This is a genomic window from Pseudomonas baetica (assembly GCF_002813455.1).
Classification (GTDB): Bacteria; Pseudomonadota; Gammaproteobacteria; order Pseudomonadales; family Pseudomonadaceae; genus Aquipseudomonas; species Aquipseudomonas baetica.
Window position 1 is genome coordinate 6,510,854 of sequence record NZ_PHHE01000001.1, and the last position, 26,134, is coordinate 6,536,987.

The 26,134-nt window shown below is 58.7% G+C and carries 23 protein-coding genes; 15 read left to right on the forward strand and 8 right to left on the reverse strand.

Features of this window, described 5'->3' with window-relative positions; all coding sequences use genetic code 11:
• The first annotated feature begins 187 nt into the window (after positions 1-187).
• Complete coding sequence (locus ATI02_RS30390) at positions 188-2,443, forward strand: lysine-specific pyridoxal 5'-phosphate-dependent carboxylase LdcA (RefSeq protein ID WP_100848225.1); 2,256 nt, start codon at positions 188-190, stop codon at positions 2,441-2,443.
• A gap of 14 nt (positions 2,444-2,457) precedes the next feature.
• Positions 2,458-3,072 carry a GNAT family N-acetyltransferase gene (locus ATI02_RS30395; RefSeq protein ID WP_100848226.1) on the forward strand — a complete coding sequence of 205 codons (615 nt, stop codon included), beginning with the start codon at positions 2,458-2,460 and terminating at the stop codon, positions 3,070-3,072.
• Here ATI02_RS30395 and ATI02_RS30400 read toward each other — a convergent pair.
• Positions 3,038-3,931 (reverse strand): LysR substrate-binding domain-containing protein, encoded by an 894-nt coding sequence (locus tag ATI02_RS30400; RefSeq protein WP_100848227.1) that lies wholly within the window; start codon positions 3,929-3,931, stop codon positions 3,038-3,040. The two genes, ATI02_RS30395 and ATI02_RS30400, sit on opposite strands and share 35 nt — an antisense overlap.
• Before the next feature lie 85 nt (positions 3,932-4,016).
• A complete protein-coding gene (locus ATI02_RS30405; RefSeq protein ID WP_100848228.1) occupies positions 4,017-4,250 on the reverse strand; it encodes a hypothetical protein in 234 nt (77 codons plus the stop codon).
• Positions 4,251-4,432: 182 nt separating this feature from the next.
• Here ATI02_RS30405 and ATI02_RS30410 point away from each other — a divergent pair, with 182 nt between their 5' ends.
• Both ATI02_RS30410 and ATI02_RS30415 read left to right on the forward strand, forming a co-directional pair.
• Entirely contained in the window at positions 4,433-4,990 is a 558-nt protein-coding gene (locus ATI02_RS30410; protein WP_095190150.1) for an NADPH-dependent FMN reductase, read from the forward strand.
• 170 nt (positions 4,991-5,160) lie between these two features.
• On the forward strand, positions 5,161-6,444 hold the full coding sequence (locus ATI02_RS30415; RefSeq protein WP_100848229.1) for an arsenic transporter: 1,284 nt from the start codon (positions 5,161-5,163) through the stop codon (positions 6,442-6,444).
• 130 nt (positions 6,445-6,574) lie between these two features.
• Here ATI02_RS30415 and ATI02_RS30420 read toward each other — a convergent pair whose 3' ends face one another.
• Positions 6,575-7,525, reverse strand: coding sequence for a DUF1853 family protein (locus ATI02_RS30420; protein ID WP_100848230.1), 951 nt, complete (start codon positions 7,523-7,525; stop codon positions 6,575-6,577).
• Between the two features lie 149 nt (positions 7,526-7,674).
• On the opposite strand from ATI02_RS30420, the gene ATI02_RS30425 reads away from it, so the two are divergent.
• From ATI02_RS30425 to pepN, 7 genes are all read left to right on the forward strand, one after another.
• Positions 7,675-9,048, forward strand: a complete 1,374-nt coding sequence (locus tag ATI02_RS30425) for a transposase (protein ID WP_100845584.1) — start codon at positions 7,675-7,677, stop codon at positions 9,046-9,048.
• A 205-nt stretch (positions 9,049-9,253) separates the two neighbouring features.
• On the forward strand, positions 9,254-10,144 hold the full coding sequence (locus ATI02_RS30430) for an NAD(+) kinase (protein WP_003224174.1): 891 nt from the start codon (positions 9,254-9,256) through the stop codon (positions 10,142-10,144).
• Positions 10,141-11,115, forward strand: a complete 975-nt coding sequence (locus ATI02_RS30435; RefSeq protein ID WP_370872657.1) for a metallophosphoesterase — start codon at positions 10,141-10,143, stop codon at positions 11,113-11,115. Before ATI02_RS30430 ends, ATI02_RS30435 begins: the two co-directional genes overlap by 4 nt.
• The gene (locus tag ATI02_RS30440) at positions 11,112-11,981 is read left to right on the forward strand and encodes a rhomboid family intramembrane serine protease (RefSeq protein ID WP_100848231.1); all 870 of its coding nucleotides are present in this window, start codon (positions 11,112-11,114) and stop codon (positions 11,979-11,981) included. Before ATI02_RS30435 ends, ATI02_RS30440 begins: the two co-directional genes overlap by 4 nt.
• A gap of 33 nt (positions 11,982-12,014) precedes the next feature.
• On the forward strand, positions 12,015-12,275 hold the full coding sequence (locus ATI02_RS30445) for a YeaC family protein (protein WP_060540507.1): 261 nt from the start codon (positions 12,015-12,017) through the stop codon (positions 12,273-12,275).
• Positions 12,272-13,102 carry a DUF2797 domain-containing protein gene (locus ATI02_RS30450; protein ID WP_095190145.1) on the forward strand — a complete coding sequence of 277 codons (831 nt, stop codon included), beginning with the start codon at positions 12,272-12,274 and terminating at the stop codon, positions 13,100-13,102. Before ATI02_RS30445 ends, ATI02_RS30450 begins: the two co-directional genes overlap by 4 nt.
• A 10-nt stretch (positions 13,103-13,112) precedes the next feature.
• Positions 13,113-15,770 (forward strand): aminopeptidase N, encoded by a 2,658-nt coding sequence (gene pepN / locus ATI02_RS30455; protein WP_100848232.1) that lies wholly within the window; start codon positions 13,113-13,115, stop codon positions 15,768-15,770.
• Positions 15,771-17,368: 1,598 nt separating this feature from the next.
• On the opposite strand, the gene katG is transcribed toward pepN, so the two are convergent.
• Positions 17,369-19,639 (reverse strand): catalase/peroxidase HPI, encoded by a 2,271-nt coding sequence (gene katG, locus ATI02_RS30475; protein WP_100848233.1) that lies wholly within the window; start codon positions 19,637-19,639, stop codon positions 17,369-17,371.
• 572 nt (positions 19,640-20,211) lie between these two features.
• On the opposite strand from katG, the gene ATI02_RS30480 reads away from it, so the two are divergent.
• The 3 genes from ATI02_RS30480 to ATI02_RS30490 all read left to right on the forward strand — a co-directional run bounded on the left by ATI02_RS30480 (position 20,212) and on the right by ATI02_RS30490 (position 21,606).
• Entirely contained in the window at positions 20,212-20,595 is a 384-nt protein-coding gene (locus ATI02_RS30480; protein WP_095190142.1) for a hypothetical protein, read from the forward strand.
• Entirely contained in the window at positions 20,595-21,011 is a 417-nt protein-coding gene (locus ATI02_RS30485; RefSeq protein WP_095190141.1) for a hypothetical protein, read from the forward strand. The genes ATI02_RS30480 and ATI02_RS30485 overlap by 1 nt, the downstream gene beginning before the upstream one ends.
• A 241-nt stretch (positions 21,012-21,252) precedes the next feature.
• Complete coding sequence (locus ATI02_RS30490; RefSeq protein WP_146166096.1) at positions 21,253-21,606, forward strand: hypothetical protein; 354 nt, start codon at positions 21,253-21,255, stop codon at positions 21,604-21,606.
• 61 nt (positions 21,607-21,667) lie between these two features.
• Here ATI02_RS30490 and ATI02_RS30495 read toward each other — a convergent pair whose 3' ends face one another.
• From ATI02_RS30495 to ATI02_RS30510, 4 genes are all read right to left on the reverse strand, one after another.
• Positions 21,668-23,878 carry an LTA synthase family protein gene (locus tag ATI02_RS30495; RefSeq protein ID WP_100848236.1) on the reverse strand — a complete coding sequence of 737 codons (2,211 nt, stop codon included), beginning with the start codon at positions 23,876-23,878 and terminating at the stop codon, positions 21,668-21,670.
• Between the two features lie 249 nt (positions 23,879-24,127).
• The gene (locus ATI02_RS30500; protein ID WP_095190138.1) at positions 24,128-24,325 is read right to left on the reverse strand and encodes a type II toxin-antitoxin system RelB family anti-toxin; all 198 of its coding nucleotides are present in this window, start codon (positions 24,323-24,325) and stop codon (positions 24,128-24,130) included.
• The gene (locus ATI02_RS30505) at positions 24,322-24,696 is read right to left on the reverse strand and encodes a hypothetical protein (protein ID WP_100848237.1); all 375 of its coding nucleotides are present in this window, start codon (positions 24,694-24,696) and stop codon (positions 24,322-24,324) included. The genes ATI02_RS30500 and ATI02_RS30505 overlap by 4 nt, the downstream gene beginning before the upstream one ends.
• A gap of 142 nt (positions 24,697-24,838) precedes the next feature.
• The gene (locus ATI02_RS30510; RefSeq protein WP_238156162.1) at positions 24,839-25,990 is read right to left on the reverse strand and encodes an ISL3 family transposase; all 1,152 of its coding nucleotides are present in this window, start codon (positions 25,988-25,990) and stop codon (positions 24,839-24,841) included.
• Here ATI02_RS30510 and ATI02_RS32990 point away from each other — a divergent pair.
• A complete protein-coding gene (locus ATI02_RS32990; RefSeq protein ID WP_238156214.1) occupies positions 25,913-26,134 on the forward strand; it encodes a hypothetical protein in 222 nt (73 codons plus the stop codon). The genes ATI02_RS30510 and ATI02_RS32990 overlap by 78 nt on opposite strands.

The window sequence follows — 26,134 nt, forward strand, 5'->3', positions numbered from 1 at the left end:
AACGGGGCGACAGTTTTCAAAAAACGGGTAGACAGTGGGGGCGAGTCCATACATAGGAGCTGCCGCAGGCTGCGATCTTTTGCTTTTGGCAGTACTGACAAGTGGCCACACTCGCCACTTTCGCTGCAACCCTCTACCCTGAGTGCATTGGCGGATTCGAATCCGCCGCCTCAGGACACTGAGCCCCATGTACAAAGATTTGAAGTTTCCGGTGCTGATCGTCCATCGCGACATCAAGGCCGACACGGTCGCCGGTGACCGTATCCGTGGCATCGCCCGGGAGTTGGAGCAGGAAGGTTTCAGTATCGTTTCGGCCACCGATTACGCCGAAGGGCGTCTGGTGGCTTCGACCCATCATGGCCTCGCGTGCATGCTGATCGCCGCCGAGGACGCCAGCACGAACTCCCATCTGTTGCAGAACATGGCCGAACTGATCGGCCTGGCGCGGGTGCGTGCGCCGGATCTGCCGATCTTTGCCCTGGGCGAGCAAGTCACCCTGGAAAACGCCCCGGCCGATGCCATGGCCGAACTCAATCAATTGCGCGGCATTCTCTATCTTTTCGAAGACACCGTGCCGTTCCTCGCCCGGCAAGTGGCGCGGGCGGCGCGCAAGTATCTGGACGGGTTGCTGCCGCCGTTTTTCAAGGCCTTGGTGCAGCACACCGCCGACTCCAATTATTCTTGGCACACCCCCGGTCATGGCGGCGGTGTGGCGTATCACAAGAGTCCGGTGGGGCAGGCGTTTCATCAGTTCTTCGGTGAAAACACCTTGCGTTCGGACTTGTCAGTGTCGGTGCCGGAGTTGGGGTCGCTGCTCGATCACACTGGCCCGCTTGCTGAGGCCGAGGCGCGGGCAGCGCGTAATTTCGGCGCCGATCACACCTTTTTCGTGATCAATGGCACCTCGACCGCCAACAAGATCGTCTGGCACTCCATGGTCGCTCGCGACGATCTGGTGCTGGTCGATCGCAACTGCCACAAGTCGGTGTTGCACGCGATCATCATGACCGGCGCAATCCCGTTGTACCTGTGCCCCGAGCGCAATGAGCTGGGGATTATCGGGCCGATTCCGCTGAGCGAATTCAGCCGCGAATCGATCCAGGCCAAGATCGACGCGAGCCCGCTGACCAAGGGGCGCGCGCCGATGGTCAAACTGGCGGTGGTCACCAACTCGACCTACGACGGGCTCTGTTACAACGCCGAACTGATCAAGCAACACCTGGGCAATAGCGTCGAGGTGCTGCATTTCGACGAAGCCTGGTATGCCTACGCGGCGTTCCACGAGTTCTTCACCGGGCGCTACGGCATGGCCACTTCGCGCAGCGCAGACAGCCCGCTGGTGTTCACCACCCACTCCACACACAAGCTGCTCGCTGCTTTCAGTCAGGCCTCGATGATTCATGTGCAGGACGGCGGCGCGCGGCAACTGGATCGAGATCGTTTCAACGAAGCGTTCATGATGCACATCTCCACTTCGCCGCAATACAGCATCATCGCCTCGCTGGATGTGGCCTCAGCGATGATGGAAGGCCCGGCCGGACGCTCGCTGTTGCAGGAAACCTTCGACGAAGCCCTGAGCTTCCGCCGGGCGCTGGCCAATCTGCGCCAGCACATCGCGGCAGATGACTGGTGGTTTTCGATCTGGCAGCCGCCGGGTGTCGAGGGCATCGACCGTGTGCAAACCGCTGACTGGCTGCTGCAACCGGATGCCGACTGGCACGGTTTCGGCGAAGTTGCCGACGACTACGTACTGCTCGACCCCATCAAAGTCACGCTGGTGATGCCGGGGCTGAACGCGGGTGGTGCGTTAAGCGAGAAGGGCATTCCGGCGGCGGTGGTCAGCAAGTTCCTCTGGGAGCGCGGGCTGGTGGTTGAAAAGACCGGGCTGTATTCGTTTCTGGTGCTGTTCTCCATGGGCATCACCAAAGGCAAATGGAGCACGCTGCTCACCGAGTTGCTGGAGTTCAAACGCAGTTACGACGCCAACGTCAGTCTGGCGACGTGCCTGCCGTGTGTCGCTCAGGAAGACACGGCGCGTTATCGCGGCATGGGCCTGCGGGATCTGTGCGACCAATTGCACGCCTGCTACCGCAGCAATGCCACCGCCAAACACCTGAAACGCATGTACACAGTGCTACCGGAAATCGCCATGAAACCCGCTCATGCCTATGATTATCTGGTGCGCGGTGAAGTCGAGGCGGTGCCGATCGATGAGTTGGAAGGCAGGATTGCGGCGGTGATGCTGGTGCCGTATCCGCCGGGGATCCCGTTGATCATGCCCGGTGAGCGCTTTACCGAATCGACCCGCTCGATCATCGATTACCTGAAATTTGCCCGCACGTTCGATAGCAGTTTTCCCGGTTTTGTCGCCGATGTGCATGGACTGCAACATGAAGATGAAGGCAGTGGGCGGCAGTACACCGTCGATTGCGTCAAGGAATGAGGAGTTTTGCAAGCATGCAACCGGTGATGAATCCAAAATACCCAGGCTTGTCGGTGCGGGTCGCCGATGAAGGCTTCGCGCCTTACATCTGGGGCTGTGACTTCAGTTTTGAGGTCGCCGCGTACGGTACGGCGGTGATCGGCAAACCAGTGGAGCAATGGCCGGTGACGCCGATTGTGCCGTACCGCAAATGTTATGGCATCGATCCCGAAGAGTTCAGCAGCTTTCGCGATGCCCCGGACAGCGCGATTTTCATGGCCTACCTCGATGACGAGCCGGTTGGCCATCTGGTGATCAGCACCAACTGGAACGGCTTTGCCCATATCGACGAACTGGCGGTGCACGCACCGGCCCGTCGCCATGGCGTGGCCAAGGCGTTGCTGGATGTCGCGCAATTCTGGAGCCGCAAGAAAAAGCTCCCGGGGATCATGCTGGAAACCCAGAACAATAACCTCGGCGCCTGTCGTTTGTATGAGCGTTGCGGGTATGTGATTGGCGGTGTCGACCATTTGCGTTATCGCGGCATAGATCCGAACACCGCCGAAGTGGCGTTGTTCTGGTATCGATTGTTCGATAATCCGCTGGAAAAATCGCTCAACTCGACAGCATCGCCACGGCTTGTTCCGTGAGGATCGCCAGCAAGGTCTGAATCGAAGCCGGTGTTGGCGCGTGCTTGAAGGTCAGTGCATACAGGCTGACGGGAACGGCCGGTGACAGCGGGCACACATCAAGGCCTGCGGCACGTGCGCCCAGCGCGGTGAACGGATCGACGATCGCCAGGCCTTCACCGGCTTCGACCATGCTGCGCATCATCTGGTGGGTCTGGACCCGGGTCTGAATGCTGGGCGCCGGGCGCAAGGCCTGTAGTTTGTTCTCGAGCGCCGGGCTCAGTGGGTCCTGGCCTTCGAGGCCGACCATCGCTTGCCCGGCCAGATCCTGCAGGGAAATGTATTTCTGCTTCGGTTGCAGCCAGCCGTGGGGCGCGAGCAATTGCAGCTTGCCCAAGGCCAATGGCTGGCAATGAATGTCGGGATGTTCCGGATCGTGCAGGCTCAAGCCCAGATCACTTTCGCGCAGCAACAGGCTGCGAACGATGTCGCGCGTTGGTGCGCTGAGCAGGCTGCAAGGGGCGTCGGGCAGGCGTCGGCGCAGGGCGGCGAGGCTTTGTGGCAATAATTGTTGGGCCAGCGGAGGGGTGCCGATGATGCGCACGGGCGGGGCGAGGTATTGCTTGAGGCTGCTGGCCAGGCGTTGCACCGGCTCCAGCGCTGCATAAACGTGCGCGATTTGTGCCTGCAATGCCCGCGCCTCGGGCGTCGATTGCAGGCGCCCGCGCACGCTGGCGAACAGCATGAACCCCAACTGACTCTCGGCTTCACGCAAACGCTCTTCGACCTCGGCCAGCGGCAACTCCAGCCATTCGGCAGCGGTGCCCAGGTGACCGGTCTGCAAGAGCGCCTGAATCACTTCGATATGACGTAAACGCATGCGTGAAGTCCATGTTCAGCAGGTGGGGTCAGAGGCTGAATCCTACCCCAAGTCTGCGCATATGACTTCTGCTCATAACGACGAGTTATGAAGCGATTGGCTCAGGTTCGCGGGTCAACATGACACCCGACTGAACCAGTTCAAACTGGTTGTCATCAATCTTGTTGACACGATCGCCAATGGCCAGCTTGTAGGTGGTGACAGGCTCCATGCCAGCGAGACCGTCTGCCGACGGAGTGGATTCCTGGAATTCATGCACGGAATAAACGCGGCCTTCCGCATCTCTTGCATGGAACTGACCGACGAGTACTGCTGCCATCTGCTTAGAACCTCTGGAGATAAAACGCTTGATTTGCGGCTTGGTAGACCGTCATCAAGGCCTGTAAGTTTTCCTACAGGAAAAAAATAATCAACGGGCGTGAATTTGCTTCGCCTGCTGGTGGAACCGGCACCGGATCATCTATAACTTGTGGCTCCTCCCACGGACATCGAGAGTCTTCCATGAGCAATGTCTACAACGTCGCCGTAGTGGTCGGTAGCCTGCGTAAAGCTTCGATCAACCGCAAAGTTGCCCTGGCCCTGGCTGAACTGGCCCCGGCGAATCTCAAGCTCGAGATTGTCGAAATCGGCGATCTGCCACTCTACAACGAAGACATCGACGGTGATTCACCGCCGGCAGCCTACAGCACTTTTCGGCAAAAAGTGGGTTCATCCGACGCGGTGCTGTTTGTCACGCCGGAATACAACCGTTCGGTACCCGCACCGTTGAAGAATGCCATCGACGTCGGTTCGCGGCCTTATGGCAAAGCTGTCTGGAGTGGCAAGCCGGGTGCGGTGATCAGCGTATCGCCCGGTGCCATTGGTGGTTTTGGTGCCAACCAGCACTTGCGCCAATCGTTTGTCTTTCTTGATGTGCCGTGCATGCAGCAGCCAGAGGCCTATCTGGGCGGGGCAGGTTCGGCGTTCGATGAGGCAGGAAAATTGAGCGAAACGGTCAAGCCGTTCCTGCAAAAATTCATTGATGCTTATGGTCAATTCGTAGAGCAACACAAAAAGTAACTTCAGCGAAATCCCCTGTGGGAGCGAGCCTGCTCGCGAAGGCGTCGTCAGCCGTTGCATCAATGGCGACTGACAGTGCGCTTTCGCGAGCAGGCTTGCTCCCACAGGTCATCTTTTTGGCTCGGCACTCGTCGTGGCCTTTTTACCTCACTCTTTGAAGGCTGTTACGGATGCTCGCTGCGTCACTGATTTTCCTGCTGACCATTACCCTCGTGATCTGGCAACCCAAAGGCCTCGGCGTCGGCTGGAGCGCGACATTGGGCGCGGTGCTGGCGCTGATCTTCGGCGTGGTACACCTGAGCGACATCCCACTGGTGTGGCAAATCATCTGGAACGCCACCGGCACCTTCGTGGCGCTGATCATCATCAGTCTGTTGCTCGACGAGGCCGGCTTCTTTAACTGGGCTGCGCTGCACGTGGCGCGATGGGGACGGGGTAGCGGGCGCAAGCTGTTTGCCTTCATGGTGCTGCTCGGTGCGCTGGTCTCGGCACTGTTCGCCAATGACGGCGCGGCGTTGATCCTCACGCCCATTGTGATTTCGATGCTGCTGGCCCTGCGTTTCTCGCCGGCGGCGACCCTGGCCTTCGTCATGGGTGCAGGGTTTATCGCCGATACCGCGAGCCTGCCGCTGGTGGTGTCGAACCTGGTCAATATCGTCTCGGCGGACTTCTTTCACATCGGCTTCAACCGCTACGCGGCGGTGATGGTGCCGGTCAACTTCGTCAGCGTGGCGGCGACACTGGGCATGCTGCTGTGGTTTTTCCGTCGCGACATTCCCAAGGCCTACGACCCCGAACAGCTCGAACACCCGCAAACCGCGATTCACGACAAAGCCACGTTTTATGCCGGTTGGGCGGTGTTGGCGATCTTGTTGGTGGGCTGTTTTGCCCTCGAGCCGCTGGGCATCCCGATCAGCGCGATTTCCGCCGTCTGTGCGGCGTTGCTGCTGGGCATCGCCGCTCGTGGCCACAAGATTTCCACGCGAAAGGTGATGAAAGAAGCGCCGTGGCAGATCGTGATTTTCTCGCTGGGCATGTATCTGGTGGTGTATGGCCTGCGCAATGCCGGGTTGACCGGGTACCTCGCTGGTTGGCTGGACGTCTTCGCAGGTGGCGGCGTGTGGGGCGCGGCCATGGGCACCGGCGTGCTGACGGCGCTGCTGTCGTCGATCATGAACAATTTGCCGACGGTGTTGATTGGCCTGCTGTCGATTGATGCCAGTCAGGCCAGCGGGGTGGTCAAGGAGGCGATGATCTACGCCAACGTGATTGGCAGCGATTTGGGGCCAAAGATCACCCCGATTGGCAGTCTGGCGACGTTACTGTGGCTGCACGTGCTGGAGCGCAAGGGGATCCACATTGGCTGGGGGTATTACTTCAGGGTCGGGATTGTGCTGACGGTGCCGGTGTTGTTGGTGACGCTGGCGGCTTTGGCTGTGCGTTTATCCCTTTAAACCGAGTCGCCCCCTTCGCGAGCAGGCTCGCTCCCACAGGGGGATGTATCGCCTCTCCCTACATTTGAAATGCAGTCCAAATGTGGGAGCGAGCCTGCTCGCGAAGAGGCCGGGTCAGGCACTGAAATTTTCAGGCTTGGCCGGGCACATTCGGCCAAAGATCGGACACCAGAAACAAGCGCTCTGCCTCTTCCCATTCACCCTGTGCATTCTCGATCAGGCGCACCATTAGCTGCGCCGGGGCCAGCGGTTCCAGATCCTCCAGCCACATCTGCAAATGCTCCGCAGCCCAGGTCTGATCTGCCGGGTAATGCGCCGGCGCCAGCCAGGCATGGCGGGGCAGGGGTTGCCAGCGCCCGGCCGGACGTTGGTCGACAAATGCCGGCCAATCCTTCTGATGCAGCCAACTGCCGCGTAAATGTTGCGGATGCGCGCCGCTCGGTGATGCCGCCGTGCCGGGCCATGGATACAGCAGATAACCGCCCAGCCACAGCTGCGCACTGAACACTTCGATATCCAGCGCCGCCAGGACCTCGCGGCTTTCCGGGCGCGCCGAAATCGGCAGTTGATGCTCGGCCAGATGCGCCAGTTTGCGATCCAGTCGATCATGGCAACCCGGCCCCAGCCATTGCGCCGGGTCATGCCCGTCACCTTCTTGCGGGCCGAGGTAGAGCTTGATCGCCAGTTCCAGATGATGCACGCCATCGCGGTCACGCAACAGCATGTCCAGTTCACCCAGGGTGTGGCCCTCGCGACGGATCGGCAGATTCGCCGCGATCAGCTCGATGCCCGGCGCATGCTTCACGGCAAACTGCCACAAGCGCTCGTAATACAGGCCCAGACGGCGGGTGCGCGCCTGGGACAACCAGTGCAGCAATTCGTAGCTGTCGTGATCAAGCTGGCGCAGCCATTGCTCCAGGCGCTGGGGATCGGCCACCCAGTCACTACCGGCCAAGGGGGGGCGCTGCGGCCACGGCGTGGTGGCGAGCATCGGCGGGGCGAGGATCACCCACGCCAGATCGCGCACTTCGGGATGGCGCAATTGGTGGGGTAACTGGAGCTGGTCGGGAAATAGGATCATCTTGCGAGCATAGCCTTAAACACAAGCCCACCCTTGAGGCTGAAAGGATTTTGTCTAACGGCGGCTTTCGCCCGATTCTGTTGAAAAAGTAGCTCCCCTGTCTGACCTGCGGCAAAATTGCTTCATTGGCCGGCGGGGGATCACAGAGCATGATGGGACAGTTATCGAGTGGGCAGGAGCGGCTGTTTTACTCGTTCAACCTTGAAGATCACATCCCAGCCAATCATCTTCTGCGCAGCATTGATCAGTGTCTCGATCTGAGTGACCTGCGCCATTACCTCGCCGATTTCTATAGCCCGATTGGACGTCCGTCGATTGATCCTGAACTGATGATCCGCATGCTGATCGTCGGCTACTGCTATGGCATCCGCTCCGAACGACGGTTGTGCGAAGAGGCCCATTTGAACCTGGCGTATCGCTGGTTCTGCCGGTTGAGCCTTGAAGATGAAGTGCCCAACCACTCGACCTTTTCCAAAAATCGACACGGCCGTTTTCGGGACAGTGATCTGTTTCGCTGGTTGTTCAATGAAGTGCTGCGTCGTTGCATGGACGCAGGCTTGGTCAAAGGTGAAGGCTTTGCCGTGGACGCCAGCATCATCAAGGCGGATGCGAGTCGGCAGCGCGGCGTACCGGGAGATGAACAGGTCAACTGGAGCGATCCATCCCTGACCACTCGCGCCGTGCGTGAGTATCTTGAGGCGCTCGATGAAGAGGCTCTGGCCGAAACGCTACCGAAGCGCCTGTCGCTGACGGATCCTCAGGCCCGTTGGACCGCTGCTCCAGGCGGCCCAGCTTTCTACGCTTACTCCACGAATTATCTGATCGATACCGAGCACGGCGTGATCATGGATGTGGAACCCACACCGGCTCATCGAACCGCAGAAGTCGAGAGCACCAAGACGATGATCGAACGGGTCGAAGCGCTGTTCGACATCAAGCCGGAACGCCTCATTGGCGACACCGCTTACGGTACCGCGCCGATGCTGGCCTGGATGGTGGAGGAAAAAGACATCGAGCCGCATGTGCCGGTGTGGGACAAAACTGAGCGCAAGAACGACAGCTTTTCGAGTAACGATTTCCACTGGAATGAAGAGGCCGAGGAATACCGCTGCCCAGCCGGCAACCCATTGCGCAGCGAATGGCGAGCCTTCAAAAACGAGCGTTCACACGTCACCAAAGCCAACACCATCATCTTCCGATCCCGGCAGACCGATTGCGCTACGTGTCCGATGAAAGCCAAGTGCTGCCCGAACACTGCGTTCCGCAAGATCGCTCGCAGCGTCCATGAAGCCGCTCGCGATGTGGCTCGGCGCATTGCAGCAACGCCGGCATATCAGCGCTCTCGCCACGAACGTAAAAAGGTCGAAATGTTGTTTGCCCACCTCAAGCGCATCCTGAAATTGGATCGCCTGCGGCTACGTGGCATGAGTGGCGCGACGGATGAATTCACGCTGGCCGCTGCGGTGCAGAACCTGCGACGGCTGGCCAAATTTTCATCTCAAGGGCCACCAGTCACGGGATAGGTGCGCCTGCACCAAGCAAAAAACCTCAAATTAACCCAATAACAGAGCAGCAAAGGTCACCGAAGGGCCGAAAAACCACTCAATGTGGTGAGTAGGTTCTCCGGTGGTGGTCGTGCCTGAGTTCAGGCCATTTGAAAATCCGACTTTTTCAACAGAATCGCCCATAATCGGGTTTTTCGCGTTTTCGATTGTCCGCAGAGGTCCCATGGAGCAATTTCGTAATATCGGCATCATCGGTCGCCTGGGCAGTTCCCAGGTGCTGGATACCGTCCGCCGACTGAAACGCTTTCTGCTCGATCGTCACCTGCATGTGATCCTCGAAGACACCATCGCCGAAGTGCTGCCGGGCCACGGCCTGCAAACCTCGTCGCGCAAGATGCTCGGCGAAGTCTGCGACATGGTCATCGTCGTCGGCGGTGACGGCAGCCTGCTCGGCGCCGCACGGGCGCTGGCCAAACACAACATTCCAGTGCTGGGGATCAACCGCGGCAGTCTCGGATTTCTCACCGACATTCGCCCGGACGAGCTGGAAGTCGAAGTGGCCAAGGTGCTCGACGGCCATTACCTGGTAGAAAACCGCTTCCTGCTGCAAGCCGAAGTTCGCCGGCATGCCGAGGCCATCGGTCAGGGCGATGCGCTCAACGACGTGGTGCTGCACCCGGGCAAGTCGACGCGGATGATCGAGTTCGAGCTGTACATTGACGGCCAGTTCGTCTGCAGCCAGAAGGCCGACGGCCTGATCGTCGCCACCCCGACCGGTTCCACCGCGTATGCGCTGTCCGCCGGCGGGCCGATCATGCATCCCAAGCTCGATGCCATTGTGATCGTGCCGATGTACCCCCATATGTTGTCGAGCCGGCCAATTGTGGTCGATGGCAACAGTGAGCTGAAAATCGTCGTGTCGAAAAACATGCAGATTTACCCGCAGGTCTCCTGCGACGGGCAGAACCACTTCACCTGTGCACCGGGCGACACCATCACCGTCAGCAAAAAAGCGCAGAAGCTGCGCCTGATTCACCCGCTCGACCACAACTATTACGAAGTCTGCCGCACCAAGCTCGGCTGGGGCAGCAAGCTGGGTGGTGGAGGCGACTGATGCTCGATCCCGCGCGCAGTTATGACCTGATTGGTGACGTGCACGGATGCGCCCTGACCCTGGAACACCTGCTTGACCGTCTCGGTTATCACAAGCAGGGCGGGGTCTGGCGGCATCCATCGCGCATGGCCGTGTTTGTCGGCGACATCATCGACCGTGGCCCGCGCATTCGCGAGGCGCTGCACATCGTTCACGACATGGTCGAGGCCGGTCAGGCCTTGTGCATCATGGGCAACCACGAATTCAACGCCTTGGGCTGGAGCACGCCGGCGCCGCCGGGCAGCGGCAAGCAGTTCGTGCGCGAACACACGCCGCGTCACGCGCGTTTGCTCCATGAAACCCTGACACAGTTCGAAGACCATCCCGGCGACTGGCACGACTTTCAACAGTGGTTCTATGAACTGCCGCTGGTGGTGGATGCCGGGCGTTTCCGTGTGGTGCATGCCTGCTGGGACGCCGGCCTGATCGAACCGCTGCGCGGCCTGTTTCCCGATGCGCGCATCGATGAGCATTTCCTCCAGGCCTCGGCCGTGCCCGGCAGCTTTGCCTGCACCGTGTTCGATCGCCTGCTGCGTGGCACCGACATGCGCCTGCCCGACGGCCAGACCATGACCAGCGGCGACGGTCTGGTGCGTTCGTTCTTCCGCACCAAGTTCTGGGAAGACGACCCGAAAACCTACGGCGACATCGTCTTTCAGCCCGACGCACTGCCCGAGCCAGTCGCGCAAACGCCGCTGACTTCAACCGAAAAGAATTCCCTGCTGCGCTACGGCGTTGATGAGCCGTTACTGTTCGTCGGTCATTACTGGCGCAGCGGCAAACCGGCGCCGATCCGCCCGAATCTCGCCTGCCTGGACTACAGCGCGGTGCTCTACGGCAAACTCGTCGCCTATCGTCTGGATCAGGAAACCCGCCTCGATCCGCATAAATTTGTCTGGGTCGATGTTGAGCGGCCGGAGGTGCTGCAATGAGTGCGGTAGCGGTATTGCGTCTGCCACTGGCGGTGGATCTGAGTGGTTTCGTCCAGTTGTTGCAACGTATGCAAGTGCCACATCGGGTCAGCGAAGAGGCGGGCGAGCAAGTGTTGTGGGCGCCGTCCGAGATCAGCGAAGACGTGCGCTCGCTGTACGAGCGCTTCCCGGCCGGTGATCCCGATCAGCAACTGGACGTCCCGGTTGCCCCGACCTTCAAGCGCCCGAGCTTTGCCGAGCAACTGAAGCACGCCAAGGCCACTGGCTTCATTCTGCTGTTGTGCCTGATCGTCGGCGGCCTGACCTTTCTGGGTGAAAACCTGGAAACCCTGCGCTGGCTGACCTTCCTCGATTTCCGTGTGATCGGCGAATACATCCACTTCACTCCGTTGGCCGACAGCTTGGCGGCGGGGCAGTGGTGGCGTCTGGTCACGCCGATGCTGATCCACTTCGGCATCCTGCACCTGGCCATGAACGGTATGTGGTACTGGGAACTGGGCCGGCGCATCGAGTCGCGTCAGGGCAGTATCAATCTGATCGGCCTGACGTTGCTGTTCAGCCTCGTTTCCAACTATGCGCAGTTCGCCTGGAGCGGCGCGACCTTGTTTGGCGGCCTGTCCGGCGTGCTTTACGGTTTGCTCGGTCACTGCTGGATCTTCCAGTTATTGTCACCGAACCCGGCCTATCGTTTGCCGCGCGGCGTGTTGGTGATGATGCTGGTGTGGTTGTTGGTGTGCATGTCCGGGCTGATCTCGATGATCGGTTTCGGCGAAATTGCCAACGCCGCCCATGTCGGCGGGTTACTCATCGGATGCTTCACCGGTTTGTTGGGCGGTTTGTATAACCGCCGTAAACTGGCCGCCTAAAATTTTCAGTGAATAAAGATCACGGAGACCCTGATGTCCTCTTTTAACGAAATGATCAAGAACATCACCCCGGACATCTACGAGAGCCTGAAGCTGGCCGTGGAAATCGGTAAGTGGTCGGACGGTGGCAAGCTCACCGCCGAACAGCGCGAGCTGTCGTTGCAGGCGATGATCGCCTGGGAAATCCAGAACCTGCCTGAAGACCAGCGCACCGGTTACATGGGCCCGCAAGAATGTGCGTCGAAGTCGATCGAAGTGCCGAACATCCTGTTCAAGTCGGATGCCATCCATTGATCGAGATTGGCCGCGGTGCAATCAGCAAAATGTCGGCGCGCCTGGACGGGCCGAACGTGCAATACGCATTTCGTCTGGACGACGTCGAGGTGCCGGTCAATCCAATGATCGGCACCACCGTGCGTCTGGAATACCTGGGGGCGATTCACTGCACCCATTGCGGACGCAAGACCAAAACCAGTTTCAGTCAGGGTTATTGCTACCCTTGCATGACCAAACTGGCCCAGTGCGACCTCTGCATCATGAGCCCGGAGCGCTGTCACTTTGACGCCGGCACCTGCCGGGATCCGGCGTGGGGCGAGCAGTTCTGCATGACTGACCATGTGGTTTACCTGGCCAACTCGTCGGGGATCAAGGTTGGTATCACCCGTGCAACTCAGTTGCCGACCCGCTGGCTCGATCAGGGCGCGAGTCAGGCGTTGCCGATCATGCGTGTGTCAACGCGGCAGCAGTCGGGCTTCGTCGAAGACCTGTTCCGTAGCCAGGTGGCGGACAAGACCAACTGGCGTGCACTGCTCAAGGGCGATGCGGTGGCGGTCGATCTGGCGCAAGTGCGCGATCAGTTGTTCGAAAGCTGCGCCGAAGGCCTGCAAAGTTTGCAAGAGCGATTCGGCCTACAAGCTATTCAGACGATTGCCGATGTAGAACCTCTCGAAATCCGCTATCCGGTCGAGCAATACCCGGCCAAAATCGTCAGCTTCAACCTGGACAAGAACCCGATTGCCGAAGGCACGCTGCTCGGGATCAAGGGCCAGTACCTGATCTTCGACACCGGCGTGATCAACATTCGCAAGTACACGGCTTATCAGCTCGCCGTGCATCAATAAGGATTCCAGCATGCGCACCGAACAACCGAAGATGATTTACCTGAAGGACTATCAGGCGCCTGAGTACCTGATCGACGAAACGCACCTGACCTTCGAGTTGTTCGAGGACCACAGCCTGGTTCACGCGCAACTGGTGATGCGCCGCAATCCGGCGCGTGGCGCGGGCCTGCCGCCGCTGGTGCTCGATGGCCAGCAACTGGAATTGCTCTCGGTGACCCTGGCGGACCAGGAACTGAGCGCTGATGATTACCAGCTCAGCGAAAACCACCTGACCCTGCACCCGACCAGCGATACGTTCACGGTCGACACCAGCGTCAAGATCCACCCGGAAACCAACACCGCGCTGGAAGGCCTGTACAAGTCCGGCACGATGTTCTGCACCCAGTGCGAGGCCGAAGGCTTCCGCAAGATCACCTATTACCTCGACCGCCCGGACGTGATGAGCAAGTTCACCACCACGGTGGTGGCCGAACAGCACAGCTATCCGGTGTTGCTGTCCAACGGCAACCCGATCGCTTCCGGCCCCGGCGAAGACGGCCGGCACTGGGCGACCTGGGAAGACCCGTTCATGAAACCGGCGTACCTGTTCGCGCTGGTGGCCGGTGATTTGTGGTGCGTTGAAGACACCTTCACCACCCTGACCGAACGCACCGTGGCGCTGCGCATCTACGTCGAGCCGGAAAACATCGACAAGTGCCAGCACGCGATGAACAGCCTGAAGAAGTCGATGCGCTGGGACGAAGAGGTCTACGGTCGCGAGTACGATCTGGACATCTTCATGATCGTCGCGGTCAATGACTTCAACATGGGCGCGATGGAGAACAAGGGCCTCAACATCTTCAACTCCAGCGCCGTGCTGGCCCGCGCCGAAACCGCTACCGACGCCGCGCACCAGCGGGTCGAGGCCATCGTCGCCCACGAATACTTCCACAACTGGTCGGGCAACCGCGTGACCTGCCGCGACTGGTTCCAGTTGTCGCTCAAGGAAGGCTTCACCGTATTCCGCGATTCCGGCTTCTCGGCCGACATGAACTCGGCCACGGTCAAGCGCATTCAGGACGTGGCGTACCTGCGTACCCACCAGTTCGCCGAAGATGCAGGTCCCATGGCCCACGCTGTGCGCCCGGACAGCTTCATCGAAATTTCCAACTTCTACACCCTGACCGTGTACGAAAAGGGCTCGGAAGTGGTCGGCATGATCCACACCTTGCTCGGCGCCGAAGGCTTCCGTAAGGGCAGCGATCTGTACTTCGACCGCCACGACGGCCAGGCCGTGACTTGCGACGACTTCATCAAGGCCATGGAAGATGCCAATGGCGTCGACCTGACCCAGTTCAAGCGCTGGTACAGCCAGGCCGGCACGCCGCGTCTGGCAGTGAGCGAGTCTTACGATGCTGCGGCGAAAACCTACAGCCTGACCTTCCGCCAGAGCTGCCCGGAAACCCCGGACAAGGTCGAAAAACTGCCGTTCGTGATTCCCGTGGAGCTGGGCCTGCTCGACAGCCAGGGCAAAGAAATCGCCCTGCGTCTGGCTGGCGAAGCCGCTGCCCAAGGCACCACTCGCGTCATTTCCGTGACTGAAGCCGAGCAGACCTTCACCTTCGTCGATGTCGCCGAACAACCGTTGCCGTCGCTGCTGCGTGGCTTCTCGGCGCCGGTGAAACTGAGCTTCCCGTACAACCGCGATCAACTGATGTTCCTGATGCAGCACGACAGCGACGGCTTCAATCGCTGGGATGCCGGTCAGCAACTGTCGGTGCAAGTGCTGCAAGAGCTGATCGGCCAGCAGCAGAAGGGCGAAAGCCTGGTGCTCGACCCGCGCCTGATCACGGCGCTGCGCACGGTGCTGTCCGATGAGTCGCTGGATCAGGCGATGGTCGCGGAAATGCTCTCGCTGCCGGGTGAGGCGTACCTCACCGAAATCAGCGAAGTGGCTGACGTGGACGCGATCCACATCGCCCGCGAATTTGCCCGCAAGCAACTGGCGGACAATCTGTTCGAAGGACTGTGGCTGCGTTATCAGGCCAACCGTGACCTGTCGAAGAACACCCCGTACGTGGCCGAGGCCGAACACTTCGCTCGTCGTGCCCTGCAGAACATTGCGCTGTCGTACCTGATGCTCAGCGGCAAGCCGGAAGTACTGGCGGCGGCGCTGGAGCAATTTGAAACAGCCGACAACATGACCGAGCGCCTGACCGCGCTGGCGGTACTTGTCAACTCGCCGTTCGAGGAGCAAAAAGCCTTGGCACTGGCCAGTTTCGCCGAGCACTTCAAGGACAACCCGCTGGTCATGGACCAGTGGTTCAGCGTGCAGGCAGGCAGCACGTTGCCAGGCGGTCTGGAGCGGGTGAAAGCGTTGATGCAGCACCCGGCGTTCAACATCAAGAACCCGAACAAGGTGCGCGCACTGGTCGGCGCGTTTGCCGGGCAGAACCTGATCAACTTCCATGCGGCGGACGGTTCGGGTTATCGCTTCCTGGCGGATCTGGTGATTGAGCTGAACGGGTTTAATCCGCAGATCGCCTCGCGGCAATTGGCACCGTTGACTCGCTGGCGCAAATACGACGTTGCGCGGCAGGCGTTGATGAAAGGCGAGCTGGAGCGGATTCGGGCTTCGGGGCAGTTGTCGAGTGATGTCTACGAAGTGGTGAGCAAAAGCCTGGCGTAAGCCGGGAGCACACTGGAACCTGTGGGCGCGGCTTGCTCGCGAAGGCGTCAGGTCAGGCAGCACCGATGTTGAATGTGCTGCCCCCTTCGTGAGCAAGCCCACTCCCACCCTGACTGTGGCCAGACACAACTCTCGTCCCCAACATCATTCCCATGTGGGAGCGGGCTTGCTCGCGAAGGCGTCGTGTCAGGCAACACCGATGTTGAATGTGCCGCCCCCTTCGTGAGCAAGCCCACTCCCACCCTGACTGTGGCCAGACGCAACTCTAGTCCCCACCGTCATTCCCTAGTGGGAGCGGGCTTGCTCGCGAAGGCGTCATGTCAGGCAATACTGATGTTGAATGTATCGCCCCCTTCGTGAGCAAGCCCACTCCCACCCTGACTGTGGCCAGACACAAATCTAGTCCCCAACATCATTCCCATGTGGGAGCGGGCTTGCTCGCGAAGGCGTCATGTCAGGCAATACTGATGTTGAATGTGCTGCCAGCTTCGTGAGCAAGCCCACTCCCACCCTGACTGTAGCCAGACACAAATCTAGTCCCCAACATCATTCCCATGTGGGAGCGGGCTTGCTCGCGAAGGCCCCAGGTCAGGCAACACCGATGTTGAATGTATCGCCCCCTTCGTGAGCAAGCCCACTCCCACCCTGACTGTGGCCAGACACAAATCTAGTCCCCAACATCATTCCCATGTGGGAGCGGGCTTGCCCGCGAAGGCGTCATGTCAGGCAATACTGATGTTGAATGTATCGCCCCCTTCGTGAGCAAGCCCACTCCTACCCTGACTGTGTCCAGACACAAATCTAGTCCCCAGCATCATTCCCATGTGGGAGCGGGCTTGCTCGCGAAGGCGTCATGTCAGGCAACACCGATGTTGAATGTATCGCCCCCTTCGTGAGCAAGCCCACTCCCACCCTGACTGTGTCCAGACACAAATCTAGTCCCCAACATCATTCCATGTGGGAGCGGGCTTGCTCGCGAAGGCGTCATGTCAGGCAATACTGATGTTGAATGTGCTGCCAGCTTCGTGAGCAAGCCCACTCCCACCCTGACTGTAGCCAGACACAAATCTAGTCCCCAACATCATTCCCATGTGGGAGCGGGCTTGCTCGCGAAGGCCCCAGGTCAGGCAACACCGATGTTGAATGTATCGCCCCCTTCGTGAGCAAGCCCACTCCCACCCTGACTGTGGCCAGACACAAATCTAGTCCCCAACATCATTCCCATGTGGGAGCGGGCTTGCTCGCGAAGGCGTCAGGTCAGGCAACACCGATGTTGAATGTGCTGCCAGCTTCGTGAGCAAGCCCACTCCTACCCTGACTGTGTCCAGACACAAATCTAGTCCCCAGCATCATTCCCATGTGGGAGCGGGCTTGCTCGCGAAGGCGTCATGTCAGGCAACACCGATGTTGAATGTATCGCCCCCTTCGTGAGCAAGCCCACTCCCACCCTGACTGTGTCCAGACACAAATCTAGTCCCCAACATCATTCCATGTGGGAGCGGGCTTGCCCGCGATGGCGGCGTCAGATCCAACATCAAAGTTGAATGATCTTCCGCAATCGCTGGCAAGCCAGCTCCCACAGGCTTTTGCGTTTTCAGTTACTTCAGGTCAAAGCGATCCAGGTTCATGACTTTCGTCCACGCCGCCACAAAGTCCTTAACAAACTGCTCCTTCGCATCCGAACTGGCATACACCTCCGCCAACGCCCGCAATATCGCATTCGACCCAAACACCAGGTCAACCCGCGTTGCCGTCCACTTCACGCTGCCGGTTTTGCGGTCGCGCCCTTCGAACTCGTCCGCATCCCGCGAGGTCGGCTTCCACTCCACACCCATGTCCAGCAGGTTGGTGAAGAAGTCGTTGGTCAGCGCTTCGGCCTGGCTGGTGAACACACCATGACGGGTTCCACCGACGTTGGTGTTCAACACCCGTAAACCACCCAGCAGCACAGTCATCTCCGGGGCGGAGAGGGTAAGCAGTTGTGCCTTGTCGATCAGCAGTGCTTCGGCTGAAACCCGGTATTTGCCTTTGCTGTAGTTGCGGAAACCATCGGCAATCGGTTCAAGGAAGCCGAACGAGTCAACATCGGTTTGCTCTTGGGTCGCGTCCGCGCGCCCTGGTGTGAAAGGTACGCTGAGCGAATGCCCGGCATTCTTCGCCGCTTGCTCGACCCCGGCATTGCCCGCCAGCACGATCAGGTCCGCCAGCGAGACTTTCTTGCCCGATGCGCCACCATTGAACTCGTTTTGAATCCCCTCAAGGGTCTTCAGCACCTTGTCCAATTGCTCTGGCTGGTTGGCCTGCCAGAACTTCTGCGGTGCCAGACGCAGACGGCCACCGTTGGCGCCGCCACGTTTGTCCGAACCACGGAAGGTCGAAGCCGCTGCCCAAGCGGTCGAAACCAGCTCCGAGACAGAAAGCCCCGAGGCCAGCACTTTGCTTTTCAGCGAGGACACATCGTTGTCGTCGATCAGCGCATGAGTGACCTCAGGAATCGGGTCTTGCCACAGCAGCTCTTCGTTGGGCAGTTCCGGGCCGAGGTAGCGCGACAGCGGGCCCATGTCGCGGTGGATCAGTTTGTACCAGGCGCGGGCGAAAGCGTCGGCCAACTGATCGGGATTGGCCAGGAAGCGCCGGGAGATCTGTTCGTAGGCCGGGTCGAAGCGCAGCGCCAGGTCGGAGGTGAGCATGGTCGGCGAGAGTTTTTTGCTCGGGTCGTGGGCATGCGGAACGGTGCCGGCCCCCGCGCCGTTCTTCGGTTGCCACTGGTGCGCGCCGGCCGGGCTTTTGGTCAGTTCCCACTCGAAACCGAACAGGTTTTCCAGATAGTTGTTGCTCCATTGGGTCGGCGTGGTGGTCCAGGTCACTTCGAGGCCGCTGGTGATGGTGTCGCCACCCTTGCCGGTGCCAAAGGCGTTGCGCCAGCCGAGGCCTTGCTCTTCCAGTCCGGCGGCTTCCGGTTCGGGGCCGACGTTATCGGCAGGGCCGGCGCCGTGGGTTTTGCCAAAGGCGTGACCGCCGGCAATCAGTGCCACGGTTTCTTCATCGTTCATGGCCATGCGGCCGAAGGTTTCGCGGATGTCGCGGGCCGAGGCCACCGGATCGGGGTTGCCTTCGGGGCCTTCCGGGTTCACATAGATCAGGCCCATCTGTACGGCGGCGAGCGGGTTTTCCAGATTGCGTTCGCCCTGATCGGTGCGGCTTTCCTCTTTACCGTGCAAGTCAGGTTCAGCCACCAGTGTGCCGTCACCGGGTTCCTGCATGGCAGACTTGTCCTTGCCGTAACGGCTGTCGCCGCCCAGCCATTCGTGTTCCGAACCCCAGTAGACGTCTTCGTCTGGCTCCCACACATCAGGGCGTCCGCCGGAGAAGCCGAAGGTCTTGAAGCCCATGGATTCCAGGGCGACGTTACCGGTGAGGACGATCAGGTCGGCCCAGGAGATGTTGCGGCCATATTTCTGTTTGATCGGCCACAGCAGGCGGCGGGCCTTGTCGAGGCTGACGTTGTCGGGCCAGCTATTGAGCGGGGCAAACCGTTGCTGCCCGGAGCCGGCGCCACCGCGGCCATCCGCGGTGCGATAGGTGCCGGCGCTGTGCCAGGCCATGCGGATAAAGAGCGGGCCGTAATGGCCGAAGTCTGCCGGCCACCAGTCCTGGGAGTCGGTCATCAGGGCGCGCAGGTCTTGTTTCAGGGCCTGGAGGTCCAGGCTTTTGAAGGCTTTGGCGTAGTCGAAGTCCCTGCCCAGCGGATCGGACTTGGGCGAATGCTGGCTGAGGATTTTCAGGTTGAGTTGATTCGGCCACCAGTCACGGTTCGTCGTACCACCACCGGCGGCGTGGTTGAACGGGCATTTCGATTCGTTTGCCATGTTCGAGTCCTTATCAGGTCTTGTACGGCCGGCTCGTGCCGACTTCGGACTTGTAAGGCTAGACCCGACTTGGCGAGTCGGCTAATAGCCCGGCTATTGGAGGCTGATAGGCAGAACCTTTCACCGACTCCCCGTCAGCTTCGCCACTTCATCCTTCGGGGCAGGTGGTATCTCCGGGTTTCTTGACATCGCAGTTCACCCTCTTCTTGAACGAAGTGGCCGAGCCCGGCGCATTTTTGACCACCACATGTGCTTCCACACTGCCACGGCTGTACACGACAAAATGATGCCGGGAGGGATACTGTCAGAAATTACAGGTGCTGCAGTCATTCGGATGAATGGTCGCAGGAACAAGGTTTTTGCGTCACGGACGCGTCAGCTGATAACCCGATACTTCCACCGGCCCTTGCGGGCTCTCGATTTTAGTATTGGGAATATCTAAAGTTGTTTTTATATCAAATACGATTAAAGGACTGTCATATATGACAGTGGTTAAGCGGTTGTTGTTAACGTACTTTTGAATTGGGTGGTGCCTCGTAAATTGCTTTGAAACTCTCATGGAGGAAAACATTATGGCTTTAAACGAAAGAAGGCCTGGGTCAGGCACGCTTACTGCCTCTGTTGATGGCAGAGGTTTTCTGAACAGTACCAGCGTTACTTTTCACGATGCGAACAAACATTATTTAATTGCGGGGTACGACGGTAATGATCATTGGGTGGTTTTTTCTGTGCCCAGCTCTCTGGTGGGCGAGGGGCCGCATGTAGTGAACCACTATGACGACGGGCTTACGTGGACCGTTAATGTCGACGGTGTCAATAATTTTGTCGCGTCAGGCACCGCCACGATTACCTTTGACAAGTATCGCATCAGTGTGCGCGGAACTTTTGATTTTAGTTTGGAAGATAAAAGGCGAGTTGTCGGGGAGTTTGATATTGCTAACAAGCAAGCAGCTTAATGGGGGCGGATTTATTTGATGCGGAGGAAAACATTATGGCTTTAAATGAAAGAAGACTTGGGTCGGGCACGCTTACTGCCTCTGTTGATGACAGGGGTTTTCTGAACAGTACCAGTGTTACTTTTCACGATGCGAACAAACATTATTTGATTGGGGGGTACGACGGTAATGATCATTGGGTAGTTTTTTCTGTGCCCAGCTCTCTGGTGGGCGAGGGGCCGCATGTAGTGAACCACTATGCTGACGGGCTTACGTGGGCCGTTAATATCGACGGTGTCAATCATGTTGTCGCTTCAGGCACCGTCACAGTTACTTTTGACAAGCATCGCATCAGTGTGCGTGGAAATTTTGATTTTAGTTTGGAAGATAAAAGGCAAGTTGTCGGGGAGTTTGATATTACTAAGCAAGTGGCTTGATGGGGATGGATTTAGTTGATATGCAGGCACTTCGTCCAGCAGATCGTCTTGCCCCTGCGCCTCTGCAATCACACTGTCCGTGACCTCAATCGGCCCCAGTCCATATCCCGACAAATGTAATGTTCATTTATCACTTAGCTTGCAGCGGTGAAATTCAGAGCTCAAATAATGGAAGGAACAAAAACGATGAACCAGCAAATCAGCAAGTTTTTGGCTGAAAAAAAAGTCCTCAGCCGGGACATTGAGTGCCACTCTCGATATGCTGCCATTTTGTCAGAGCGACTTCGTTTTATTTCATAAGGCAAAGGAGGAATATATTGTTTTTGGGAACGAAGACAATAAGAATTGGGTCTTCTTCACAGTTCCCACAGCTCTGGAAGGTGACGGCCCGCACGAAGTGGCCTGTTATCAAGGGCATCAGTTGTGGGAAGTGCTGATCGATAGCAAACGTTGTACCGTCGCGTCAGGTTTTGCAATCGTTACCTTTAAAAGAGATGGCGAACATCGATTCGGCGTGACAGGAACTGCTGATCTTATATTGCCGGATGGCCGGAAGGTGTACGCTTCATTTGATATCAGCAATCCGCGAGTTTGATGGGGACGGATTTATTTGATACGTCCCCACGGTCAGGGCTTGCTCTGTAGGAGTTGCGCAGTCAACTCGACTGCGCGGCCTCGTCCTCAAGCACATCGTCGACAATGTCTTCTTGCCCCGGCACTTCGGTAATTACACTGAAGTCCGTTACTTCAACCGCGCCCAAGCCATAACCCAACAAATGGAACGAGAACGCCTTGCGCTGCTGCGGATTATCAAAGCTGAAATCCATCTCCAGCGGTTGATCCGCTGTGGCAACCATTTCCGCTGGCAATCCCAGCTGCACGTCCTGTTCAAACTCCTTGGCCTTGAGCTGGATGTACGCCGCCTGCTGCGGATCGACCGAGCGCACTGTCAGGCGTACGCGGGTGTGTGAGCCCTTGGGCATTTCCAGGTATTGCGCGCCGATCAGGTTGTCGGCCCAGTCGTCATTGATCTGCGCTTGCAGCGCGATGACATTGTTACTGCCGAACTGATAGCGCTGATTGAGCGGGGTGCGCAGCAGCGACAGATCCAGAGCATTGGCGCGGGCGGCAATCTGCCGGGCTCGTTGACCGCTGTAGGAGCCCTTGAACGTGGCGCTTTCGGCGATGAAGCCGGCGCTTTCGTAGTAGCGGCAGCGGCGCGGCATGTCGCATTCGGAAAAGATGCCCTTGCCGTCGTGATAGCGCAGTTTGCCGTTGGTGAACGACATGATTTCGCGACCGGAATCGTAATCGCGAAACAGCGAGCGACCGCTCAGCGCGGTCGGCACCGGCAGGTCGAAGTAATCGAGGATTGAAGTACTCAGATCGACGTGGCCATAGACCCCGGCGTTGAGGCGCGGCAGTTGTTCATGCTCGGGTGCCAGCGTCAGGTTGAAGCCCCAGGAGGAGGCCAGACGCACGCCGTCGATACCGTGGGATTCATCCGAGGTGATTACCACGAGGGTGTCTTTCAACACTCCCTGGCGTTCAAGCCCGCTGAGGAACTGATCCAGCGCATCGTCCAGATAACCGACCGCGGCCTGTTTCGGTGTTTCGTAGCGCTGCAGATAATCTTCCGGTGCGGAGTAGGGCTGATGCGTGCCCACGGTCAGCAACGTCAGCATCCACGGTTGCTTGTGCTTCTTCAATTGGCCGACATAATCCAGCGCGCCTTCGAAGAATGCCTTGTCATCCTTGCCCCACGGGAACTCCAGATAGTTGGCGTTGCTGAACCATTCCAGACCATGGGTCGCATCGAAGCCGATGTGCGGCATGATCTTGTCTTTGGCCATGAAGCGCAGGCCGGCGCCTTGCAGGTAGTGGGTGCTGAAGCTATGTTCGCGCAGTTGCGCCGGCAGGCAAGCCTGATTGCGCTCCTGCTGAGTGAGCATTTCCACGCCTTTGGGCGTACCGTTGTTGAGCTTGTCGTAATCGCCGCAGAGCATGGCGTACAGACCGCGAATGGTCTGGTGGGTGTGCAGTACGTAATCCGGCGTGTTCATGCCGCGCTCGGCCCAACGGCTGAGGTTGGGCATCAGGTCTTCCTGATAATGGCTGCCGATGGCTTCGCGGTTGGCGCGGATGTAGGCGCCGGGAATGCCTTCCAGGGCGATGACCAGCACGTTGCGCGCCTGACCCGGGGCGCTCAGCAGTTTGTGGCCATTGAGATCGACGTCGGTCAACCCGGCCATCGCTGGCGTGGCTTCTTCGACATCGCCGTCCAGCCATTCCTCGGCCTGGATCTGCAAATCAGCAACCTGCGTGGCCAGCAACTGATGCGGCAAGTTGTACGCCCGCCACGGATCGTCCTCGCTCGGCCACAGGTTCTGCGCGCCCCAGTGCGCGGCAAATAGCACCAATGGCGCGCTCCAGAACGCGCGGGGCAGGGGTGGGCGGACAATGCCGCGACCGGTGAACTGCGTCAGCAGCCAGAACGCCAAGGCCAGCAGCAACGTGGTGCCCAGTGCCGGGTGCGCCAAACCGCCACCGGTGGAGTTTTCGACAAATTGCGGATCAATCAGGTAATGCAGATCGGAAGGACTCGGCAAACGGCCAACGGCGCTGACCAACTCAGCCGTTGCCACCGCCAACAGCGCCCAGAACACCAGCACCGGCATCGCCAGCCACCATGCCCGGCGATGCAGCAAAACCACCAGCGCACTGCCAATGGCCAGATCCGACAAATAGCCCAGCGGTGTCGACCAGCCCAGCGTCGCGCGCAGGCACACCGGCACTATCAGTACCAGCAGAATCAGAGAGAACAGGCGGGCATGCGGCTGCCGCAACCAGCGAAAAAGAGCGCTCACAAAAAAAGACCTTCCAGTCATTAAATCGTCAAAAAAGTGTGGGCGATGATACCAAGGGTCAGCGGTCTGATCGCCTTTTAAACTTGAAGGTGATCCGATGTCGGGCGGACTTGTAAGCGTGGGCACTGGGCTAGGGCCCAGTCAGGGGGGGGTTGACAATTAACCGGGATACGGCGGCGAATCGGTGCAGGCGTTTTTTTGTTTCAGGCTGTTTAACCGAAACTGGAATCCGCCTGCACCGACTTTTGCTCAGTTCAAGCCATCATCAAAAATGCTTTCAATCGGCAACTCAAACGCCCGGGCAATCTGAAACGCCAGCGGCAGGCTCGGATCGTAGCGTTCGTTTTCGATGGCGTTGATCGTCTGGCGTGACACGTTGAGCCTTTCAGCCAGATCGACCTGTGACCATTTGCGCTCGGCGCGCAGTGCCTTGAGGCGGTTTTTCATTGGTAGCGACGTCGGGCGATTTGCAGGCCGAGGATCCACATCAAGCCCATTACTGGCCACACGCAAGTCCATGGAATGTGCGGCGCGCCGACGTTTTCCAGAAAACCGTAGCTGAAGGTCAGCAGCGCTGAAGCGGCAAACGCGAAGCCCAGCGCTTCGAACTGGATGCGCAGATGCATTTCATCCATGCGGCGCATGTTGCGCACGATGGCCCAGCACATCAAACCTGCCGGGAGGATCGGCATCAGCGCGACAGCTGAGCGCAGAATAATGTTGGCATCCATCAGGTATTGCGAGGCAACCAGTGAGGCGACCAACGTCACCGTGTAAAGGATCAGTGCTGCGCCCATTTCCAGGTAATACCGGTTCATGCTTACTTCCTATGTAAAATACCCTTTACATAATTGCGAAAGATTTTCTTAATGTAAAGCCTGCTTTCCACAAAAACCGATTTCCCAAACCCAAAAAGGGGCGGCCTGATCATCGATCAGGCCGCCCCTTTTTTATGGTTCTTCACGGATTACCGGGAAAGACGCTCTTGATTTTCATGAAAAAGAATTCGCTATCCCGGTAACCGTACGCCATCCGTTTGATAACCTTTATTCGATTGTTTATGCCTTCCAACTGCCCCGTGTGCATCGGCCAGCGAACCCGGCTGACGATTCCCCGCCAGTAACCCTTTAGCCGTTTGGCGAACAGGATCAGAGCCGGTATCGCGCTTTCATCAGCGTGGCGCAGCCATTGCTTCCAGGCTGATCTCCAGCCCCAGGCGGTACTTGGCGTCCAGAGCGTTTTGAGTTCAGCTTTCATCAAGTAGACCGTCATCAACGCTTGGTTGGCCGCCAGCAAATCCTCCAAGCGGACCTGTTGCTCCGGTGTTTTCAGGTTCTGCGGGTTGCGCAGGAGCAGCCAACGCGCTTGCTTGATGACCTTTCGGGCCGGCTTGTCGTGACGCAGTCGATTGGCTTCGTCGACGCGAACCCGATCAATCACCTCTCGGCCATATTTGGCCACCACATGGAAAAGATCGTAGACCACTCGCGCTTTTGGGCAGTGCTGACGAACCTCCAGATCAAAAGCGGTGTTCATGTCCATTGCCACCGCTTCGATTCGGGCGCACCCCTCTGGCCCCAGCTCTTCGAAAAATGGCCTGACCGCCGCCCGGCTGCGGCCTTCGCCGATCCACAGCACCCGTCGCGTATCCGCGTCCAGAACAACGCTGGCATAACGATGACCTTTGAATAATGCGAACTCGTCCATCACCAAGCGTCGCGGTTGCGCCTTTGGCAAAACGCTCAATGCTGCTTGCAAGGCTCGACGCTCCAGCACCCGAACGGTCTCCCAATGCAGCCCAAACATCTGCGCTACGTGCAACGTGGGAAGGCGTTCACAGGCTTGAATGACCGCCTCTGCCAGACGCCGTGTCATACGGGCATAGCGATCCAGCCAACTGACGGCCTCCATGCGTTTGCCACAGTCGCGGCAACCAACGCGTCGGAGCAAAACGCTCAGGCGTACTGCGCGACCGAGAATGGGTAAATCACGAATGACTCGCTGGCAATACTCATGCGTGGTTGAACAGGGTTTTTGGCACCCACCACAGGAAGGGAATCGGGTGGCGTGGGGTGTCAGATCGATCTGGAGGGCATCACCATCAGGCTTGATCGTGACGACAGAAAAGCCCTCCCAAAAAGGAAGGAAAGTATTAATATCGTGCATAAGAACGCCGGTTTGTTAGATGTGTTTGCTCGCACGAACATCATCAATCAAATCGGCGTTCTTGTTTCTGTGTTTCCCGGGATTCCGTGA